17 protein-coding genes and 1 pseudogene are annotated in these 20,153 nt (G+C 66.0%); 7 read left to right on the top strand and 11 right to left on the bottom strand.

The window, feature by feature from the left end:
- Positions 1-125: 125 nt before the first annotated feature.
- From LGT36_RS14015 to rarD, 5 genes are all read left to right on the top strand, one after another.
- Entirely contained in the window at positions 126-1,874 is a 1,749-nt protein-coding gene (locus tag LGT36_RS14015) for a glycosyltransferase (RefSeq protein ID WP_226095553.1), read from the top strand.
- Entirely contained in the window at positions 1,871-2,596 is a 726-nt protein-coding gene (locus tag LGT36_RS14010; RefSeq protein ID WP_226095554.1) for an HlyD family efflux transporter periplasmic adaptor subunit, read from the top strand. The genes LGT36_RS14015 and LGT36_RS14010 overlap by 4 nt, the downstream gene beginning before the upstream one ends.
- A 2-nt stretch (positions 2,597-2,598) precedes the next feature.
- A complete protein-coding gene (locus LGT36_RS14005; RefSeq protein ID WP_226095555.1) occupies positions 2,599-4,581 on the top strand; it encodes a glycosyl hydrolase in 1,983 nt (660 codons plus the stop codon).
- 59 nt (positions 4,582-4,640) lie between these two features.
- Positions 4,641-5,264 (top strand): GNAT family N-acetyltransferase, encoded by a 624-nt coding sequence (locus tag LGT36_RS14000; protein ID WP_226095556.1) that lies wholly within the window; start codon positions 4,641-4,643, stop codon positions 5,262-5,264.
- An 84-nt stretch (positions 5,265-5,348) separates the two neighbouring features.
- Positions 5,349-6,308 (top strand): EamA family transporter RarD, encoded by a 960-nt coding sequence (gene rarD / locus LGT36_RS13995; protein WP_226095557.1) that lies wholly within the window; start codon positions 5,349-5,351, stop codon positions 6,306-6,308.
- Between the two features lie 48 nt (positions 6,309-6,356).
- Here the strand turns inward: rarD and LGT36_RS13990 are convergent.
- The 7 genes and pseudogenes from LGT36_RS13990 to LGT36_RS13960 all read right to left on the bottom strand — a co-directional run bounded on the left by LGT36_RS13990 (position 6,357) and on the right by LGT36_RS13960 (position 12,415).
- Positions 6,357-7,528 (bottom strand): annotated as a pseudogene (locus LGT36_RS13990) (IS3 family transposase).
- Positions 7,529-7,735: 207 nt separating this feature from the next.
- Positions 7,736-8,857 carry a hypothetical protein gene (locus LGT36_RS13985; RefSeq protein WP_226094751.1) on the bottom strand — a complete coding sequence of 374 codons (1,122 nt, stop codon included), beginning with the start codon at positions 8,855-8,857 and terminating at the stop codon, positions 7,736-7,738.
- A complete protein-coding gene (locus tag LGT36_RS13980) occupies positions 8,854-9,519 on the bottom strand; it encodes an ABC transporter ATP-binding protein (protein WP_226094749.1) in 666 nt (221 codons plus the stop codon). The genes LGT36_RS13985 and LGT36_RS13980 overlap by 4 nt, the downstream gene beginning before the upstream one ends.
- A complete protein-coding gene (locus tag LGT36_RS13975) occupies positions 9,510-10,532 on the bottom strand; it encodes a peptidoglycan-binding protein (protein ID WP_226094747.1) in 1,023 nt (340 codons plus the stop codon). The genes LGT36_RS13980 and LGT36_RS13975 overlap by 10 nt, the downstream gene beginning before the upstream one ends.
- Positions 10,533-10,593: 61 nt before the next feature.
- On the bottom strand, positions 10,594-11,184 hold the full coding sequence (locus LGT36_RS13970; RefSeq protein WP_226264409.1) for a hypothetical protein: 591 nt from the start codon (positions 11,182-11,184) through the stop codon (positions 10,594-10,596).
- A gap of 140 nt (positions 11,185-11,324) precedes the next feature.
- The gene (locus LGT36_RS13965; RefSeq protein ID WP_226264410.1) at positions 11,325-11,906 is read right to left on the bottom strand and encodes a hypothetical protein; all 582 of its coding nucleotides are present in this window, start codon (positions 11,904-11,906) and stop codon (positions 11,325-11,327) included.
- Between the two features lie 152 nt (positions 11,907-12,058).
- Positions 12,059-12,415, bottom strand: coding sequence for a hypothetical protein (locus LGT36_RS13960; RefSeq protein WP_226094603.1), 357 nt, complete (start codon positions 12,413-12,415; stop codon positions 12,059-12,061).
- A gap of 496 nt (positions 12,416-12,911) precedes the next feature.
- Here LGT36_RS13960 and LGT36_RS13955 point away from each other — a divergent pair.
- Together LGT36_RS13955 and LGT36_RS13950 are read left to right on the top strand one after the other, a co-directional pair.
- Positions 12,912-14,167, top strand: a protein-coding gene (locus tag LGT36_RS13955; protein ID WP_248642123.1) for an IS3 family transposase whose coding sequence is annotated in 2 segments (ribosomal slippage) — positions 12,912-13,182 and positions 13,182-14,167 — 1,257 coding nt in all. Because the reading frame shifts where the segments join, the coding sequence is not laid out codon by codon here.
- A gap of 194 nt (positions 14,168-14,361) precedes the next feature.
- Positions 14,362-15,354, top strand: coding sequence for an IS481 family transposase (locus LGT36_RS13950; protein ID WP_226095352.1), 993 nt, complete (start codon positions 14,362-14,364; stop codon positions 15,352-15,354).
- Here LGT36_RS13950 and LGT36_RS13945 read toward each other — a convergent pair.
- The 4 genes from LGT36_RS13945 to LGT36_RS13930 are packed head-to-tail and all read right to left on the bottom strand — an operon-like array spanning position 15,351 to position 20,151.
- Positions 15,351-16,028, bottom strand: coding sequence for an O-methyltransferase (locus LGT36_RS13945; protein WP_226095353.1), 678 nt, complete (start codon positions 16,026-16,028; stop codon positions 15,351-15,353). The two genes, LGT36_RS13950 and LGT36_RS13945, sit on opposite strands and share 4 nt — an antisense overlap.
- Positions 16,029-16,078: 50 nt before the next feature.
- Positions 16,079-17,074 carry a polyprenyl synthetase family protein gene (locus LGT36_RS13940; RefSeq protein WP_226095354.1) on the bottom strand — a complete coding sequence of 332 codons (996 nt, stop codon included), beginning with the start codon at positions 17,072-17,074 and terminating at the stop codon, positions 16,079-16,081.
- Positions 17,075-17,086: 12 nt separating this feature from the next.
- Positions 17,087-18,670: an NADH-quinone oxidoreductase subunit NuoN gene (gene nuoN, locus LGT36_RS13935; RefSeq protein ID WP_226095355.1), complete on the bottom strand. Its 1,584-nt coding sequence runs from the start codon at positions 18,668-18,670 to the stop codon at positions 17,087-17,089.
- Positions 18,667-20,151 (bottom strand): NADH-quinone oxidoreductase subunit M, encoded by a 1,485-nt coding sequence (locus LGT36_RS13930; RefSeq protein ID WP_226095356.1) that lies wholly within the window; start codon positions 20,149-20,151, stop codon positions 18,667-18,669. The genes nuoN and LGT36_RS13930 overlap by 4 nt, the downstream gene beginning before the upstream one ends.
- Positions 20,152-20,153: the final 2 nt, after the last annotated feature.

The raw sequence follows: 20,153 nt of genomic DNA, 5'->3' as shown, positions 1-20,153 counted from the left end.
GCCATGCTGCCCGGCCGGGGGAATCACCCGATGCACCTCAGGGCGCTGATCACCGCGCCATCGCCAACGGTGTCGACACTGACCTGATCCGCAGCGCACTTGCGCCGTATGAGGGAACCGACATCGTGACCGATATTGCCAATGCCCCGCGCCCGACGCCCGGCAGCGTGCCCCCGAGCGCTTCCGCCCGGGCGGTAGGTGGCGCGCCGTCTCCCGTGCTCACCCTCATCGTGCTGCTGTCGACCCTCGGGATCCTCGTCTATTCGGCGTTCTTGCTGAATCCCTCGCACAGGGGCGACGTGATCCCCTACGTGGCCGTCCTGATCGCGGAGTCGGTGCTCGTGTTCCACGCGCTGCTGTCGATGTGGACGATCCTTGCCGGCGCGAGTGACCCCAGAGACTTCGACTACTACCGCACCCACAGCAAGCTCTTCGAGCGGGGATCGAAGCAAGGGCCGCAGTCCGAGTGGCCGCTGCTGATCAAGGGAACCGAGCGCACCGTCGACGTCTTCATCACGACCTATGGCGAGAGCGTGGACGTGATCCGCAGGACCGTGACGGCGGCCATCGCAATGCGGGGACGCCACACCACTTGGGTTCTTGACGACGGCAAGAGCGACGAGGTGAGGGACCTTGCTAGCGAATTGGGCGCGCGCTACGTCCGCCGCCTCAGTTCCGGCGGCGCGAAGGCCGGCAACATCAATCACGCCCTGACCCTGGCCAAGGGCGAGTACTTCGCCATCTTCGACGCCGACTTTGTCCCCGACCCTTCCTTCCTCGTGGAGACGGTGCCCTTCATGGTCGACCCGAAGGTCGCCTTCGTCCAGACTCCGCAGACCTTTGCCAACTTGCACACGACGGTGGCTCGCGGCGCAGGCTACATGCAGACCGTCTTCTACCGCTTCATCCAACCGGGACGCAACCGCTTCAACGCGGCCTTCTGCGTCGGCACCAATGTGCTGTTCAGGCGCGCGGCCGTCGAGGACGTCGGCGGAATCTATACCGACTCCAAGTCAGAAGACGTCTGGACCTCCATCAGGCTTCACGAACAAGGGTGGCGCTCGATCTACATCCCCGACGTGCTCGCCGTGGGTGAGGCGCCTGACTCCATCGAGGCCTACTCCAAGCAACAGTTGCGGTGGGCTACCGGCGGCTTCGAGATCATGCTGACCCACAACCCGCTCAGCAGGCACCGCAACCTCACAATGGACCAGCGCATCCAATACTTCGTGACGGCGACGTTCTACCTGACGGGCATCTCCCCCCTGATCCTGCTGCTGGTGCCGTCGCTCGAGATCTACTTCGATCTGCGGCCCATGACCGTATCCATCAGCGTGCTCACGTGGTTCCTTTACTACGCGGGCTTCTATGCGATGCAGATTCTGCTGGCCTGGTACACGCTCGGCACGTTCAGGTGGCAGACGCTGACGCTCGCGATGGTCTCCTTCCCCATCTACGTCAAGGCGCTTCACAACGTCCTGACCGGCCGCGATGTCGGATGGCAGGCGACGGGCACCGCGCGTCACAACTCCCCCTACAACTTCGTGGTGCCGCAAGTTCTGTTCTTCTTGTTCCTGTCTCTCACGAGCGTCGTCGCCGTGTATCGCGACATCTCCAACGGGGTCGCCACCCTGGCGATGGCATGGAACGTCACCAACACGGTCATCCTTGGCGCCTTTCTCATCGGCGTCGTCAGGGACGCTCGACTGTTGCGTCGCGGCCTCCCGCGACAGGAAGCGTCGGCCAGCGAGCGTCGGGCGACCCCGCGCACCGTCATCGCCCGCCCCAAGGACTACCCCACCGACTTCCCACCCGTGTATGAACCGGCCGCTCTCGCGGGCGCCGGCAGCACCGCTCCAAGGGGGACATCATGACCTGGACCAACCGTTTTCGCCTGCTGTTCGGCACCGTTGTGGTGCTCATCCTTGTCGCCGGTGCGACCTTCGTCTTCACGCAACGCCAGGCGCAAGTGGTGAGCGTGACGGCCCAGATCGTCGCCGAGACGTACAGCGTCGGTGCTGACTACCCCGGCGTCGTCACCCACCGCTACGTCGAGGTGGGCGACCACGTGGAGCAGAATGAGCCCCTGTTCGTGGTCGAGAGCCTCCAAGTGGCGCGCGACGTGGAGTCCGGCCTCCTCGACTCCGCGAGGGACGACGTCTCGGCCGACGGCACACTGACCGTGAGAGCGGCGGTCGCGGGCACGGTGCGCACCTTCGACGTCAACGAGGGCTCGTACCTCTCCTCTGGCGTGGTGGTCGCCACGATCGAGCAGGACGAGTCACTGAGCGCCCGCGCGGAGTTCGTCCTTGCCCCGCGCGACTTTGGTCGCATCGAGGAGGCGGCCGAAGTCGAGCTGCTGTTACCCGATCAGCGGGAGATTCCCGGCGCCCTGACGGACATCGAGGTCATCACGGTGGACGGCTACGCACACGTCACCACCGAGATCTCGAGCACCGGCCTGGTCGCTGGCGACGCCAATGGCTTGGTGCGCTCTGGCACTCCCCTCGAGGCGCGTTTGCACTTGCGGGACGACGGGCCTCTCGCGGGCATGCGCGACGCCGCCGTTGACTTCGTTCGCAAGATTGGACTGTAGCGATGACGGCCCTCGCGCGTTCCGCCGCCCTCGCACTCGCGTCGGCGATGGCGCTGTCCGCCTGTAGCGGCGACTCGTCCGCCCCGTCGCCGAGCCCCACGGAGACGGCGAGCACACAGGTCACTCACGCACAGGTGCTGGAACAACGCACGGTCGCAGAGCTCCCCCCCATGCGCCTTGCCGACGGAGTGATTCCTCCCACCAATCGCTGGTATTCGTCGCTCGCCTTCGGGGAGGGCTGCCTTCCGGTCTATCCGCGACCCCTGTCCTTCAGGGCGTGCAATGGCGGCTTCAGCATGGGCCTCACCAAGCCCGTGGCGTCGGAGAACGCGATCATCGCGGCGGCAGCGGACGACGTCACGGTCACCTTTGACGGCGCCGACGGCCTGGGTGTGGTGAGCGCGGCGGATTCCGTTGGCGCCACGCTCGCCATGGGACCCGCGGTGGTGACGATCGCTCAAGGCTGGCCGGCCATCGGGATCACGGCCGACGAGGACGTCACTGCTCAGCTCTCGGTCGCCTTCTCCATGGTCGGGGATAACGTCGCCACCGCCACCGTCGCTGGCACCGAGTACGGCGTCGTCCTTGCAAACGGCAGCGTCGATGGCACGACGCTCACGCTGGAAAGCGCGGGAAGCGCCGCACTCTTTGCCGTGCCAGACGGCATCGACGCGAGCGCCTTCGCGTCCGCCCTCGGCGCGTCGCCCCCGACCCCCAAAGTCTCCTACGGGCTCGACGGCTTCGCTGCCACCACCACCGTGTCGTACGGGAGCTCGCCCACCGTCGTCGCCATGCCAGCCGCGCGAGCCGAGACCGCTGGCCTGTCGTGCGCACTGGGCACGTACGCCACGATCGACGGGCCGTTCGTCGCTTGCGCTACGCAAGAGGTGTCGTGGCAAGTCCCGCGCCTGGAACCGTCGGCCGCTCTCGATCTCACCGGCCTCGGCCAAGAAGAGCGCGCCGCCGTCCTCAAGGCCCTCGAGGCGGACGCCGCCGCAGACTTCGAGTTCCCTGCCGACAGTTACTTTGGGTCCAAAGCTCTCTACCGGCTGGCCAACCTGGTGCAGGTCGCCGACGCTCTTGGGGAGACCGCCCTCGGGGACCGGCTTGCCGCTGAGCTTGCCGAGCAGCTCAGGATGTGGGGCGACCCGGACGGCTGCGCCGTACGTGACCAGAAGTGCCTCGTGTACGACCCCGTCATGCGCGGCGTCGTCGGCCTGGCGCCGTCCTTCGGCTCGGAGGAGTTCAACGACCATCACTTCCACTACGGCTACCTGCTCTACGCCGCGGCCGTCGCGGGTGCGAGGGACGCAAGCCTGGCCGAAGACATCGGCCCCGCGTTTGATCTGCTGGCCGACGACATCGCGTCGCCCGTCACCACAGCGGACTTCCCGCAGTGGCGTTCGTTCGACCCCGTCGCGGGGCACTCGTGGGCCTCAGGCTTCTCGCCTTTCGCCGACGGCAACAACCAGGAGTCCAGTTCCGAGGCGGTCGCGGCGTGGAATGCCGTCGCGCTGTGGCGGAGCCTGCGCGGCGACGACGCCGCGGCCGAGGTGGCCGAGTGGATGCTGTCGGCGGAGGCGGAGGCGGCCAGACGCGTCTTCCTGGAGCCCGACCTGTCTGCTTTCCCCGAGTTCACGCACCACACCGTCGGCATTCAGTGGGGCAGCAAGCGGGACTTTGCCACCTGGTTCAGTGCGGAGCCGAATGCCATCATCGGCATCCAGCTCATCCCGTCGCCGCCCATGGCCGTCGACTACTACTCGTTGGTGGCTCCAGAAACGGTCACTGCCACGCTTGAGTCGGCGCGGGGCGAGGGCTCGGGATCGCAGTTCGCGGACTTCCTGCTGATGTACGCGGCCACGCAGTCCCCTGCCGACGCCGACGCCGCGTGGGAGGCCGCTCTCGAGCTACCGGAAGAAACGATTGACGATGGCAACTCGCGCGCGTACATGCTGGCGTGGATCGCGGCGCTGCGCGACTAACGCCGACGCCGGGGCTGGCTTCCCGGCCCGTGTCGGGGGTCGCGGCTAGCGTCTGACGTATGGCGGCAGACGTGGATGCGAAGCAGGTGGAGATTCGGCCGGCGACGGCCGAGCGGTGGGATGACCTGCGCGTGATTCTCGGCCCCAAGGATCTGGACACTCCCAGCTGCTGGTGCCTCGCGATGCGCGTGAGTCAGTCTGACCCGCGGCTCAAGGGGCTGAAGGGCGACCGTGCCGCGTTTGCGCAGGCTCAGGTGGCGGTGTCGAAGGAACTGTGCGCCGCCAGCGTCCCGCCGGGGGTGCTCGCCTATGTCGACGGCGAGGTGGTGGGGTGGTGTTCGGTCTCGCCCAGGGAGTCGTACGCCAGGCTCGCGAAGTCGCGCGTGATCCCTCATGTTGACGAGCAACCCGTGTGGTCTGTGGTGTGCTTCGTGGTCCGGGCGGGTTGGCGGCGGCGCGGCCTCGCCGGACACCTCCTCGAAGGTGCCGTGGAGTTCGCGCGGTCTCATGGCGCGAACATCGTCGAGGGCTACCCCGCGGACAACGCGGGCGACAAGATCGACGTCGCCTCGGCCTACATCGGCACGCGGGCCCTGTTCGAGCGGCACGGCTTCACGTGGGCCTCCGACACCTCGTCGGTGGGTGGGGGCAAGCCGCGCGTCATCATGCGTCGCGCGCTCTAGCGCGCGGTCGCCAGCGTCTGGACCCCATCACGTGGGGCCAGTGCAGCGCATCGCGGACTCCCTGAGCGGTGCCAGACTGGCGCCATGACAGAAGCCCTTGACCGCCGCGGCCTCGCCTACGGCGCGAGCGCGTACGTGGTGTGGGGCCTGTTTCCCATCCTGATGGCGGCGCTCAAGCCCGCGGGCGCGTTCGAGATTGTCGCGTGGCGCGCGTTGTCCTCCTTGCTGGTGTGCATCGCGATCCTCGCCGCGCTGGGGGCGTGGCGGCGCCTTCGGGTGGTTGCGCAACATCGGCCGACGCTGTGGCGACTGTCCGCCGCGTCGGTGCTGATCGCGATCAACTGGGGCGTCATGGTCTACGCCGTGGTGACCGACCGCGTCGCGTCGACCTCCCTCGGCTACTACATCAACCCGCTGCTCACGGTGGGACTGAGCGTCTTCTTGTTGCGCGAGCGCCTTCGTCGCTTGCAGGTAGTCGCCATCGGCCTGGGCGCCGTCGCGGTGACAGTCATTGCCGTCGAGATGGGCGAGCTGCCATGGATTTCGCTCGTGCTCGCCTGCTCCTTCGCGCTGTACTCGCTCATCAAGAAGGGTGTGGGCGATCGCGTCGATGCGCTGAGCGGTCTGACGGTCGAAACCGCCGTGATTGCGCCCGTCGCGCTTGGTGTGCTGTGGATGGTGGGCGCGCAAGGCGACGCGACCTTCCTCGCGCGCGGCGCCGAGGGCCTCGGGTGGTGGCACGACGTCATGATGGTCGGCACCGGTACGTGGACCGCAGGCGCGCTGCTGGTGTTCGCTGCGGGTGCGCGCAGGCTTCCGCTCGCCATCACCGGCATGCTTCAGTACATCGCTCCCACGATGACTTTTGCACTCGCGGTGTGGCACTTCCACGAGCCGATGCCTACCGGCCGGTGGATTGGTTTCGGAATCGTGTGGGTGGCGCTCGTGGTGTTCTCGGTGGACGCGTGGCGGGTGCGCCCTCTGTCGCGCCGCAAGGCCGCGGCCGTTCGCGCGAGTGAGCAGCCGGTCACCGAGCCGCTCTAGGGCTGCGCCGATCCGTGGGGCTGGTGCAGGAACTGGTGACAGTTCGGTTTAGGCCGCGAGGGCCAGTGGTGTGTTCATGATGGTCTCGTACTCGATGGGGGTCAAGCGTCCGAGCCGGTCTTGGCGGCGGCGCCGGTGGTAGGTCCGTTCGATCCAGGTCACGATCGCGATGCGGAGCTCTTGGCGGGTGTCCCACCGTTGCCTGTTCAGCACGTTCTTTTGGAGCAGGCTGAAGAACGATTCCATTGCGGCGTTATCCCCGGCAGCGCCGACGCGACCCATGGATCCGACCATGTGGTGACGGTTCAGTGCGTGGCCCATCTTCCGGGACCTGAATTGGGATCCACGGTCGGCATGCAGGACGCATCCGGTGACGTCGCCGCGGGAAGCGACGGCGTTGTTCAGGGCGCTCACGGCCAACTGGGCTGGCATGCGGTCACCGATCGAGTAGCCCACGATGCGGCCTGAGAACACGTCCTTGACCGCACAGAGGTAGAGCTTGCCTTCACCCGTTTGGTGTTCCGTGATGTCCGTGAGCCACACCTGGTTCGGGCGGTCGGCCCTGAAGATGCGCCTCACGAAGTCGTCGAACACGGGCGGGCCGGCCTTGGTGGCCTTGCCCCGTTTGCGTCGCTGTGTGGCTGACACCAGGCCCGCCTGAGCGGACAGTGACCACGCGGTTCTGCGCGCCATGGGCCAGCCCGCGACCTTGGCCTCGTCGCCAAGGAACCGGTAACCAAACTCTGGGTCCTCGCGGTGAGCATCAACGAGCGCATTCATCCGATGCGCCTGCACCCACTCCAGCGCTGTCACCGGGTCACTGAGCCACCGGTAGTACGGTTGACGTGCGATCTTGAGCACCCGGCACGTCACCGTGACGGGCACGCCGTCGACGGCCAACTCGCGGACGAGCGGGTAGATCATTTTGGGTGGCCACCGAGCCTGAGGTTGGCCTGCGACAAGTACGCTGCCGCACGACGCAACACCTCATTCTCTTGCTCGAGCAGACGATTGCGGCGCCGCAACTCACGCAACTCCTCAGACTGCTCACGGGTCACCCCTGGCTTCTCACCGTCTTCGACATCGGCTTGACGCAACCAGTTCGACAACGTCGCGTGAGAGATCCCGAAGTCCTCGGCGATCTGTTTCTGCGGCGCCTCACGGCGCCGCGCGACCGCGACCACGCCACGGCGAAACTCCTCAGGAAAAGCTCTAGACATGACAACATCCTTCCACCAGGACCCGCCCGGATCCCAGAAGTCAGTTGTCACCAATCACTGCACCAGCCCCCTCCGCCATCGGCAAGGTCCCACCCATCACCCGATTAAGCAACCTGCCTGAGCACTACAGCTAGCGCCTCAGGCGCTCGTACTTCCTGAGCCACCGTGTGTGCGAACACCTGGTGGGCTCCTGGACCCCCTCGCGGGTCAACTGCGGTCCTTAAGTGCGTCGAGCAAGGTTCCGACGGGGAGGAGGCCGACGCCCAGGGCCCCCAGGGCCGTCACGAACCAGAGCGCGAGAATCTGGCCCGACACCTGACCGATGGCGATTGCCGGTTCCGCGCCGAGGGCCAAGGAGAATGCCATGCCGATCCCCCATCCCCACGAGACTCCTATTCCACCCAGGATGAGCCATTCCGTGAACTGCATCACCAGACGGGCTCGAGGCGGGGCACCGAAGGTAGCGTAGACCGCCATTCGCGTGCGTCTCGTCCATTGAATGATCGCCCAGATCGCAGCCAAGACGAGCCCGCCGGCAAACCATGACCACTGCAGGACGCGATCCTGGTAAGCGGTGGAAAAGTCGACGCCGTAGGTATTCGCGGAGAGCCGCGGTCGGACAATCGCGGGATTTCCCCCCTGCCCCAGGGCGGCGGCGAGATACTGCTCGACTGTTTGGGCGTGAGCCGCATCCGTCCGGACATAGCACGCATCGGCGCCGCCTGGCAGGAGCCCAGGGATCAGGTACACGCCCTGATGCTGCTCACTCAGCTTCGCGGTGTCGGCGGTCAGGACTGTCGCGAAGGCCCGTTCGGGCACGGTTGAGTCGTCGAAGGGCTTGGCCGTCAGGAGGGAAACTTCTCCATCCACCAAGCCCGTGAGGTCATTCACTCCTTGCGTGAGGATCACCGAGGTGCCATCCACAGGTCTCGCACGCAAGAACTCGTAGACCCCCGGCGAGACCGCGAACGCCGTCGCCGCCGTCCCTGGGGCGGACGCAGGCTCCAGCGTCGAGTTCGTCGCGGCGATCGCGAAGGAGCCATCGACTCCGTCGGTGCTCGAGAGGGCGTCGCAGATCGAGGAGTCGAGACGCGTGGGGCCGTCGTTTGACGACGAGGGCTCGACCATGAAGGTGTACCCGCCGGCGTCGATCCAGGAACGCTCCGCGGTCACTAGCTGTTGCACATCAAGGGCGTTGGCAATGCCGACGCCCCCGGCGAGCCAAGCCGACGACGCAATGATCCCGAGAGAGAGCCAACGGCCAGCGCGAGCGTTCGCCCGGGCTTCCCTGACCGACAGCATCATGGGCCAGGCGCGCCGCTTGCTCATGCGGGCGCCGCCGCCCGCGGACCCCCGCGCTCGGGCGTAAGCCGCCCGCCTTTCAAACGCAGGATCGTGTCGCATCGGGACGCCGCCTCCTCGTCGTGGGTGACGAGGACGACGGTGCGGCGGGCCTTGGAGAGCATCGCGTCCATAACTCGAGACGTGGTCTCGGCGTCAAGTTGACCGGACGGCTCATCGGCGAACAACACGGGACGATCAGAGGCGAGCGCCCGCGCGATGGCAACACGCTGCGCCTCGCCGCCCGAAAGCACACGCGCGGTCTCATCCTCGCGTTCCGCTAGGCCCATGTCATCAAGGGCGGCACGTGCCCGAATCCTGGCCTCGCTCGTCGACGCTCCATCCAGATAGGCACCGAGGCAGACGTTGTCGAGGACAGTGCGTTCCGGCAGGAGCGAGACCGTCTGGAGAACCCATGTCGAGACATCTGACATCGAGTGCGAACCGCCGGTTGAATCGACGCAGCGGATGGTGCCCCCTTGCGTGGGGAGGAGTCCCCCGAGGACGGAAATGAGCGTCGTCTTACCCGAGCCAGACGGGCCCACGATGGCAGCGGTCGTCCCCGTAGGAATGTCACACTCAAGACCGGAGAGAACATCGTGGTCGCCACCCGGGTACCGGAAGGTGAGATCCCTGATAATCAGCCGCACGCGAGGTCCTCTCGGACGTCGCGTGGATTGATCAGCACCTTTGTGCCCACGAGGGCGGGGTCGACGTCGACGATGCCGAAGCTCCCGTCCGTCGTCTCGATCGTCGTGCCGGGGCTCGTCGTGTCCGCGAAGAAGCATGTGGCTCCCGTGGGATCCGTCACCAACGCGCTGGCCGGAACGGTGCCGACGAGGCGCGGCGTGCTCAGGGCGAGGTACACGTTACGCGACGTGAGGTCGTTCAGGGCCAGGACGATCGCCTCGATGTCCCCCGGATCGGTCACGCTGGTGGCCCCGGCAGGGAGCGTCACAGATGTCTCGCCGACGGTGAGAACCCGGTCCGAGTCGGTCGCCTCAGTCTCGACGTAGACCGTGTCATGCCCGGTCGATGTGGTGTAAATCTCGTCCCCGGTTGCCAGCGTGGTGCCGACGCGGATGCGGACCTCAAGCGGGGGCCCGCTGTCCGCGGGAACCCACAGCAGGCTGTCGGCGCCCAGCACTTCCCCGCTTGCCTTGCGCCCATGATCCTTGTTAAACGCGGCGATGGCCTTGGCAGTCCGCGCTCCGGCCCTTCCGTCGGCGACGTCGAGGTACCCGAGTTTCACGAGAAGCCCCTGCGCGGTCTCGACATCTTTCCCCACCATCCCTCGCGTGATGGGGCGGTACAGCGGTGCGGGCGCCACGTACGCGGTGACCGGCAGCCCGTCGACTTCGAGCGCCTCCGCTCCGTCGACCAGGGCTACGCCGGGTTGGAGGCCAAGAGCGGTGACGACACCCGCCGTCTGCGTCGTCACCACGAAGGCCTCTGCATCGACCACGGTGACGTTCACGTTGACGCGATCGTCCCTCTCCGCTGACCCGATGGTTCCGATCACCGGACCGACGCCCGCGGATGACTCCAGGGGCGACTTCTGTAGCGCGAAGACAGCCAACGCCCCACCCGCGACCAACGGAACCGCCAAGAGCACAGCCAATCCCATCGCCGTGCTGGTGCCCCCACGCCTACCTGCCTTCACGTGTCACCCTCGTCTCGGGCGACGTTGCGCGACAACGCAACGCACGCATCACGGTCCACTCTCACCAGATACCTGCCTCTGTGATGCAGTCAACAGCGCTACCGGTATCGCTGTCCACTTCGAGCGCCTGAGCGATCACATCTGCAGGACTCGCACTCGGATCGGTGGGGTAGCCGTTGCTCTCCAGGCAACTCCGCACCAATGGAGCCGTCTGCTCGATGCTTTCCTCGGTGAAGGCCAGGGAGGAGGGTTGCGTCTGGTAGAGCTGGTTCACCCACGAAGCCTCCTGCTCATCGCATACCCGAATCGCGAGGTCCAATTCTTCGTCACCCATGGCCGCTTCCGCCGACCACTCCGGAACGACCAACCCCGACCTCGACGCACTTTCACCATATCCCGCCAGAACTCCCGCCTCCGTCATGCACTGGACGGCGGCGCGCGCCGCCGTACGCGCATCCTCAAGGGAGAGCTCACCTTCGGCCTGCGCGTGCCTCAAGATCGCCATCTGCGCGTCGCCCGCGCCGCCTGCTTCGGCCTGCTCGATGATGGCCGCTACTTGGTCGGCGAAGGCAGCCGAATCGCCCTGAGCTCCGGCATCGGCGGTGCAACCAGCAAGCAACGCAGACGCTCCCACCACCGCTGCGAGGCTCACACCAGACCTCCGCGACCTTCGCTTCATCACTTCTCCCCGCTTCATCACGACTGCCCACTTCGCACCCCACCCCGCCAACCACGCCGCCAAAGCAATCCGTGCCAACCCCTGCCATGAATACCCCCGAGCGCCGCCGCTCGCTAGAAACTCTCGATCCCCGCCTCCGCGAGGCAATCGACTCCGGACTGTGTATCGACTTTCACTTGTGCCGCCCGTCGCAACAAGTCATGCGTACTCACATCCGCGTCCACCTCATAACCCTCCCTTTCGAGGCAACTCCGCACCACGGGAGCCTGCTGATCAAGATAGGCGTCGTTCAATGCCAGAGAACTGGGTTGCATTTGGTACGCCCCATTGACCCAAAACGCCTCTTTGGCGTCGCACGCGTCGCCGATCGCTGCCTGTTCGGGTGTGTCTGCAAGGTAGTTGTAGGCGGGCAGCACCACCCCGGATTCCATCGTTTGATCTGCGACGAACGCGTCAGATCCCGCGTCTTTGACGCACTGGACCATGGCACGCGCCGCGGCCCGGGCGTCCTCGATTGACACGACCCCCTCTGCCTGCGCGTTGCGCAAAATTGCCAACTGCTCGTCACCCGCACCTCCCGCCTCGGCCTCCTGGATGATTCCGTCGATCATGTCGGCGAAGTCCCGCTTCGCTTCCGTCTTCGCCAGGGACTCAGAGGAACAACCCGACAACACAAGGACTGCGATCCCGATCACGGATAGCAGCCTGACGATGGGGGCCCGCCGATAATCACGCGCGTAACCATTCCTTCCGTCTTGCCTCATCACACCCTGAATTCTGGCGGCGGCGCGACTCCAAAAAGAAAAGCCGCCGCCAACTAAATAGGAACAAGAACAGGCCGCTACCTCTACGAGTGCTGTCCCCGAACGGCGACCGACATAAATTGGCCAGCAACCGCGACCTCAGAGCCCCAGCCCCAGGCGGAGTTGTAGGTACTTTGGCCGTTCGTCCACTTGGCCTGCGCGTAGACGGTACCGGGGCAACCGTTGCTGCCCTCTTCGATCACCGTGACGTTGTTGTTTGCGATCTGCATGGTGAGCCAGCAACTACCCACTTTCACATGACTCTGATTGGACCAATACCAACTCGATGTCGCCGCAGAGGCGGGCGCCGCCACCAGAAAGACGATTGCCCCGGTCGCTACCGCGACCCCAATCTTCCGTCGGATTCCATTCATGATGCTTTCCCCAATCTCGAATTTCATCGACACTCCCCAGCAAAAATGAAGGTACTCGCTTCAGCTGAATCGGTCAAAAGATGGAAACCACTCGCCTCACACCCCACGGCAGGGCCAGCGCAGAGGAGGCAGCCACGCCCAGGGAGCGGGCTTCACCGCCCGATCGCCAGAACTCACCCCCGCGCTGACACAACTCATCGGGAATCGCGCGACAACCGTGGCGATGGGCCTCGCGGCAGCAGACCGCGCCTTGCGTTTCGACGTGTCGGCAGTGGCCGACGTCTATGCGGCCCTGTTCGACCAGGCCGGCACGGCTCGAGCGTCGGCAGCGGAGGGTTAGCGCCCCAGGCGCTCGTACTTCATCGCGGTCTCGAGCTTCTCGGCGAGCGCGACCGTACCGTCACTGACACTCACCGGAGCAACGGTGCGGCGTTTCCGAGGCGACACGCGGTCGGCGCTGGCAGTGTGAACCGTCCCCGGTTTGATGCCGCTTCCTTTCGAGTCTGGAAGGAAGATAGACACCATGCCAAAGAAGATCCCCGAGGACACCAAGCAGCGTGCTGTGCGGTTGGTCCTTGACCACCTCGATGAGTATCCGAACCTGACCGTCGCGTGTCAGAGCGTCGCTGGTCGGCTCGGGTTCGGTGCTGAGTCGTTGCGTCGTTGGGTGCGCCAAGCGCAGATCGATGCCGGCGACCGTCACGGTGTCAGCTCAAGCGAGTCGGAACGCATTCGTGCGCTCCAGCGAGAGAACCGTGAACTCCGTGAGGCCAACGCGATTCTCAAGGACGCTGCGGTTTTCTTCGCCGGGGAACTCGACCCCCGACGCCGTTGATTGTCGCGTTCATCGATGAGCAGCGGGCCAAGGGTCGTGCGGTCGGGTCGATCTGTGCCGTCCTGCGTGAGCAGGGCGTACAGGTTGCCGCACGAACATATCGGGCCATGAAAAGCCGTGACGCGTCGCTGCGTGATCGCGGCGACGCGGTCGTGATCGACGCGCTGCTCGAACTCACGGGGACTCCGGAGGGGATGTATGGGCGGCGCAAGATGGTCTCGCATCTGCGTCGCAACGGGCTCGACGTCGGCGCCCGGCAAGTCGACAGGCTGATGCGTGAACTGGGCATGAACGGTCGGACCCGCGGTCGTGGGATCCGCACCACCGTGCCCGACAAGAACACCACCCGTGCTCCGGATCTGCTGGATCGTGACTTCACCGCCCCTGCACCAAACCGGCGGTGGGTCGCGGACTTCACCTATGTCAGGACCTGGGCCGGCTTCGCCTACGTGTCGTTCGTCATCGACTGCTACTCGCGCGCCATCGTCGGCTGGCACGCATCAATGACGAAGACCACGCCGCTGGTGACGACCGCGCTACGGATGGGACTATGGCGACGCAACCATGCCGACCACCCCGTCGGCGACGGCCTCGTGCACCATTCGGACGCAGGCAGCCAGTTCACCTCCGTGGCGTTCGCCGAAACCCTCGCGCTCGAGGGCATCGCAGCATCGATCGGTTCTATCGGTGATGCTTACGACAATGCCCTGGCGGAGTCAACCATCGGGCTGTTCAAGAACGAAGCAATCCGTGACGACTCGCCGTTTCGGGATGGCCCACTGAAGCGTCTCGAGGACGTCGAGTGGGTCACGATGGCCTGGGTCGATTGGTACAACCAACACCGCCTGCACTCCCGCCTTGGAGACACCCCGCCCGACGAGTTCGAGGCCGCCTACTACGCTGACATCACCACGCCAACACCACCGGTGCTGGCACCCGCATAGAAGCGGCAAGAAACCGGAGACGGTTCAGTGCTGTGTCAGGGACGGTCCGCAAGAGGTCTGGTCGCGGTGGCGCCCATCACGCTCGGAACGCCTAACCGTAGTGCTCAGGGACGTCGTTTGATTTCTGGGTGGTGGGGAGAACCTCCGGGCAGAGTGGTGCTTTCTAGTTCACTGCTCTGAACCCGGAGGTTCTCGTGTCTCACGCCAATACTGCTTTGACTCCCGTGCATCGGGCCAGGATCGGTCGTCTCGTGGTGGAGGAAGGCTGGTCGGTCGCTGAAGCGGCGAGGTTCTTCAGGGTGTCGTATCCCACGGCGTCGAAGTGGGTGCGCCGGTATGCGGAGATGGGCAGGGCGGGTATGGACGATCGTTCATCCCGCCCGCACCGATCACCGACCAAGACTGCTCAGCCGTTGGTGCGCAAAATCGTGCACGTGCGCATCAAGAAACGTGTCGGGCCGGTCGAGATTGCGTCCCGCACAGGTATCCCCGCTTCGACCGTTTACGCGGTGTTGAAACGATGTCGCTTCAACCGCCTGTCACATGTGGACGTGCGCACCGGTGAGGTGATCCGCTGTTACGAGCACGACCACCCCGGATCAATGATCCACGTCGACGTGAAGAAGCTGGGCAACATCCCTGATGGTGGGGGTTGGAGATACGTTGGCAGACAGCAAGGCGGAAAGAACAAGCGCACCACCGTCGGTGTGAGGCGCAATGCCACACGACACGCGGTCCTCGGCCACGCCTACGTTCACACCGTCATCGATGACCACTCCCGCGTCGCGTATGCCGAGATCCACGGCGACGAGACCGCCGCCACCGCCACCGGTGTCCTCCACCGAGCGGTTGCCTGGTTCACAACCCACGGCATCCACGTCGAAGCCGTCCTGTCAGACAATGACAGCTGCTACCGCTCCCACGCCTGGCGTGAGGCCTGCCGCGACCTCGGGATCAAACACCGCCGCACCCGCCCCTACCGGCCCCAAACCAACGGCAAGATCGAACGCCTTCACCGCACGATGGCCGACGGTTGGGCCTACGCGAAGCACTACAACACCGAAAAGGCCCGCCGAGCAGCCCTACCCGCCTGGATCCACTTCTACAATCACCACAGGCAACACTCCGCCATCGGCAAAGTCCCACCCATCACCCGATTAAGCAACCTGCCTGAGCACTACACCTAGAGGACTGTCGCGATGAGCAGGCCGTCGTAGCCCTTGCGTCCCACGGTTTGGATCACGGTTGCCTCGACCCTTGGGTCGCGCGCGGCGAGCTCGACCACGGCGCGCGCGCCCGTGGCGTACTCGTCCTCGTTGTCCAGATCTGCCAGGTCGCCCCCGTGCACCACGTTGTCAACCACAATCAGGCTGCCCGGCCGCGAGACCGCGAGCGCCGCCTCGAAGTACGCGGTGTTGGAGCGCTTGTCCGCATCAATGAATGTGAGATCGACGGGAGCGTCGTCCGCGAGCGCGGGGATGTGGTCAAACGCTTGGCCGATGCGGATGGTGACCTTGTGGCCAACGCCCGCCTTCTCCAAGCTTGTGCGGGCGACCTCGGCATGCCCCGCGTCGCGCTCGTGAGTGATGACGCGGCCGTTCGGCGGTACGGATCGAGCCAGATGCAGGGTCGAGTAGCCGCCGAGCGTACCGAATTCAACCACTGTGGTGGCGCCGATGCTGCGGGCCAGGATGCCGAGCAACCGCGCGTGCATGGGGCTCACGGCGATGTCGGGAAGGCTCGCGTCTCGCTGCGCCTTGAGCACGGCTGCGGCGGTGGAGTCAGCGTCCACGAACAGGGATTCCAGGTACGCGTCAACCTGATGGGCACGCTCGGACGATGGCGGGGACAAGTCAGTCATGACCCGAGCGTAACCGGGAGTTCCCCCATGCCGCAGGCGGGAGCCAGAATCTACGCCGCGCGGGCCACCAGTGCCTTGGCGAACGCGATCAGCGCGTCCCTGACCTCTCCGTCAGGCAGTCCCTCGATCGCGGCCATCGCCTGCTGGCTCCACTCCGTGGCCAAAGCCGCGGTCTCCTCGAGCACAGGATGAGCACGCAGGCGAGCCACCACGTCGGCCAGGACAGCGTCGTCCGTGAGGTCACCGGCGATGTCCGCCAGCAGGGCCTCGTCGTCCTCGGTACCGTCTGGCCCGGCGGCACGTTGGCGCAACAACAGCACCGGCATCGTCGCGACGCCCTCGCGCAGGTCGGTGCCGGGAGTCTTGCCGGAGACGTCGCCTTCGGAGCGGATGTCTAGCACGTCGTCGGCGATCTGGAACGCGACGCCCGCGAGCTCGCCGTAGTGCGTGACCTGCTCCACGATGGCACGGTCGCAACCGGCGAACATCGCACCAAAGCGTGCCGACGTGGCGATCAGCGAGCCCGTCTTGTCGGCCAGGACCTGCAGATAGTGCAGCACGGCGTCCTCGCCGTCGGCGGGCCCCACCGTCTCGTGCAGCTGGCCAAGGCACAGCCGCTCGAAGGTCGAGGCCTGGATGCGGACCGCCTCCGGCCCGAGCCCGGCCACCACGGACGATGCCCGAGCGAACAACAGGTCGCCCGTGAGGATCGCCACGGAGTTGCCCCACACCTCGTGGGCTGCGGGGGCGCCGCGCCTGGTGGGAGCGGAGTCCATGACGTCGTCGTGATACAGCGTCGCGAGGTGGGTCAGCTCGACCACCACGGCGGCGTCGAGCACCTCCGGCCGCGCGGCGTCGCCCAACTGGGCGGTGAGCAGCGCGAGCATGGGCCGTAGCCGCTTGCCCCCCGCGTCGACCAGGTGACGCGAGGTGGCGTCGGCAAGCCTGTCAGACTGCGCGACCGCGTCCCGCAATCGCTCCTCGATGAGCGCGAGCCTGGGAGAGATCGATGCCTCGAGCGCGGCGTTGCCGATCGGCAGAGCCATAGCGAGCCTCGCCTACCCGCCCGTGACGGCGGCGGGCGCGAGCAGCACGCCAGCGTCGTCGGCAAGGTCGAGCGCGCCGGAGGGCATGACACCCAGCACCAGCACGATGACCGCGGCAACGATCGCGACACCGCGGCCGATGCCGGTGGCACGCACCTCGACGCGAGGGCTTGTGTCGTCGGGGGCGTCGGTGAAGAACATGAGGACGGCCAAGCGGATGTAGAAGAACACCGCGGCGGCCGACGCGAGCACGGCCACGACCACGAGCGGCCAGGCGCCCTGCTCGAGAGCCGCGCGGAACACCACGAACTTGCCCACGAAGCCCGCCGTGAGCGGGATGCCGGCGAAGGACAGCAAGAACAGCGACATCGCGACTGCGAGCAACGGGCTGCGCTTGCCAAGCCCTGCCCATTGACCGAGGCGAGTGGCCTCGGCACCGACGGCGCCGTCTGGCGTGAGCTCGCGCACCTGGGTGACCACGGCGAAGGCGCCGAGCGTCGCGATGCCGTACGTGGCCAGGTAGAACGGGAGGGCCGAGAGCGCGAGCGGCGAGAAGCCTGCGAACGCGACCAGGATGAAGCCGGCGTGGGCCACGGAGGAGTAGGCGAGCATGCGCTTGACGTCGGTTTGCACGATCGCGAGCACGGTGCCGAACACCATCGACGCGATCGCGACGGTCCAGATCACCCAGTTCAGGTCCCACGCGAAGCGGTAGAGCACCAGGTAGGACAGCCGCGCGAGCGCCGCGACCGCAGCGGCCTTGGTGGCGGCTGCCATGAAGGCGGTGACGGCCGACGGGGCGCCCTGGTAGGCATCTGGCACCCACAGGTGGAACGGCACCGCGCCGATCTTGAACAGCAGGCCCACGAGCACCATGAACAGACCGAGCAGCACCAGCGTGTGGCGTTCTGGGTGGTACAGGCCCAACATCTCTCGCATGCCGGTGGTCTCGGTGGCGCCATAGAGCAGCGCGACACCAAAGAGGAAGATCGCGGACGAGAAGGCTCCGAGCAGGAAGTACTTGAGCGAGGCCTCCTGGCTGAGCAGCCGACGCCTGCGCGCCAGGGCCACGAGGATGTACAGCGGCAACGAGAACAGTTCGAGCGCCACGAACAGGAACACCAGGTCATTGACCGTGGCGAAGAGCATCATGCCGCCCGTGGCGAGTAGGGCGAGCGGGAACACTTCGGTCACGGCGAGACCCTTGCGGCGCGCGACCGTCTCCTCAGAAGATCCGGGGGCGACGGAGCCGAGCGGGGTGAAGGGGTCCTCGTCTTCCTTGCCCCTGTCTGCGAAGAGTGCGACGCCACCGATAGCGAAGACCACCAGCAGGAACTGCCACGCGAGCGCCTGGCGGTCCAGGTAGATCATGGTGTTGAGCACCACCACGCCGCCACTCTCGATGGCGACCCACTGCCACACGATCGCGAACAGCGCCGCGATGAGCGCGACGATCGACAGTTGGAGCTGCGCGGTGCGCCGCACTGCCACGGTGCGGATGAACGCCCCGAGCAGCACACCGATGGCACCGGCCACGAGCACGATGATGATGGGCGCAAGCGGCGCCCACGCGATCTCGGGAACGTTGTAGGTCACTGCCCCGCCTCCTCAATGCTGACGACGATGGCCGCGCTCGGATCCTTGAAGTAGTCCACCGCGAGCGCCGGGACAAAACCGAGCACCAGCATGGCCGCGATGAGCGGCCAAATGACCACGCGCTCCGTGAGCGAGAGCTCCGTGGTGGGTTCCATGGCCTCTGGAGTGGGCCCGGTGAAGACCTTCTTGTACATGAGCAGGATGTACAGGGCCGCGAGAATCACGCCGAGAGCGGCGATGATGACGCCCCAACGGGTTGCCTCGTAGGCACCGATGAGCACCATGATCTCGGAGGCGAAGGGCGCCATACCGGGAAGCGCCAGCGCGGACAGGCCGACGATGAGGAAGGTTCCCGCGAAGACCGGCACCACTCGCTGCAGACCGCCGAACGCCCCAACGGAAGCGGTGCCGTGGCGCTTGACCAGGAAGCCGACCAGCAGGAACAACGCTCCCGTCGACAGTCCGTGACTGAGCATGTAGAAGGTGGCACCCTCCACCGAGGTGCGGGTGAACGCGAAGATGCCGAGCACCATGATGCCGAAGTGGCTGACGGAGGTGAACGCCACCAGGCGGAACATGTTGTCTTGACCGATCGCGGCGAGCGCCCCGTAGATCACCGAGATGACCGCGAACACGATGATCACCGGCGCCGCCCACTGCGAGGCGCCGGGGAACAGCATGAGGCACAAGGTCAGCATGCCGAAGGTGCCCACCTTGTCGAGCACCGCGACCAGCAGCGCCGTGGTGCCGGCGCGCGCGGACTCCGCGACCGTGGGCAGCCACGTGTGGACGGGCACCATGGGCGCCTTGATCGCGAAGGCGATGAAGAAGCCAAGGAACAGGAGGTTCTCGATCCACGGCTCGTCAAACGTCAGACCGGTGAGGTTGGCCGTGAGGAAGCCCTGTTCGCCGCCAGGCCCCGCGATAAACAGCGCGATGACGGCCACCAGCATGATGAGTCCGCCGAGCAGCGAGTAGATGAGGAACTTCACCGCGGCATAGCGGCGTTGCTCGCCACCGAAGGAGCCGATGAGGAAGTACAGCGGGATCAGCATCGCCTCGAACATCACGTAGAACAGGAAGACGTCGCGTGCGGCGAAGATGCCCACCATGAACGCGAGGCTGATCAGGATGAGCCCGTAGTACTGAGCTCTGCGCGACTCGGCGACGTCCTCGTTCCAGCCCGCGAGCATCGTCAACGGCGTGAGCACCACTGACAACAGAATCAGGCTGAGCCCGATGCCGTTGACGCCCAGCGCCCAGCTGGCGCCGATCTGTGGGATCCATGCGTAGGTCTCGGAGAACTGGATCTCGCCAGCAGCGCCCCGGTCGAAAGCCATGAGCATGCCGACGGCGAGGAAGAACTCCAGCACCGCGACGCCGAGCGCGAACTCGCGGGCGTAGCCGCGCAACTGAGGCACCGTGAGCAGGGCGATGCCCGCGACGGCGGGGACGGCGATGAGGATTGTCAAAATGGCCATGA

This window comes from Demequina sp. TMPB413 (assembly GCF_020447105.2).
Taxonomy (GTDB): domain Bacteria; phylum Actinomycetota; class Actinomycetes; order Actinomycetales; family Demequinaceae; genus Demequina.
This window is presented reverse-complemented; position numbering and strand designations above follow the sequence as displayed.

Coding starts and splice junctions, on each gene's coding strand:
- LGT36_RS14010 (WP_226095554.1), top strand. CDS start 1,871: ATGACCTGGACCAACCGTTTTCGCCTGCTGTTCGGCACCGTTGTGGTG.
- LGT36_RS14005 (WP_226095555.1), top strand. CDS start 2,599: ATGACGGCCCTCGCGCGTTCCGCCGCCCTCGCACTCGCGTCGGCGATG.
- LGT36_RS14000 (WP_226095556.1), top strand. CDS start 4,641: ATGGCGGCAGACGTGGATGCGAAGCAGGTGGAGATTCGGCCGGCGACG.
- rarD (WP_226095557.1), top strand. CDS start 5,349: ATGACAGAAGCCCTTGACCGCCGCGGCCTCGCCTACGGCGCGAGCGCG.
- LGT36_RS13985 (WP_226094751.1), bottom strand. CDS start 8,857: ATGAGCAAGCGGCGCGCCTGGCCCATGATGCTGTCGGTCAGGGAAGCC.
- LGT36_RS13960 (WP_226094603.1), bottom strand. CDS start 12,415: ATGAAATTCGAGATTGGGGAAAGCATCATGAATGGAATCCGACGGAAG.
- LGT36_RS13945 (WP_226095353.1), bottom strand. CDS start 16,028: ATGACTGACTTGTCCCCGCCATCGTCCGAGCGTGCCCATCAGGTTGAC.
- LGT36_RS13940 (WP_226095354.1), bottom strand. CDS start 17,074: ATGGCTCTGCCGATCGGCAACGCCGCGCTCGAGGCATCGATCTCTCCC.
- LGT36_RS13930 (WP_226095356.1), bottom strand. CDS start 20,151: ATGGCCATTTTGACAATCCTCATCGCCGTCCCCGCCGTCGCGGGCATC.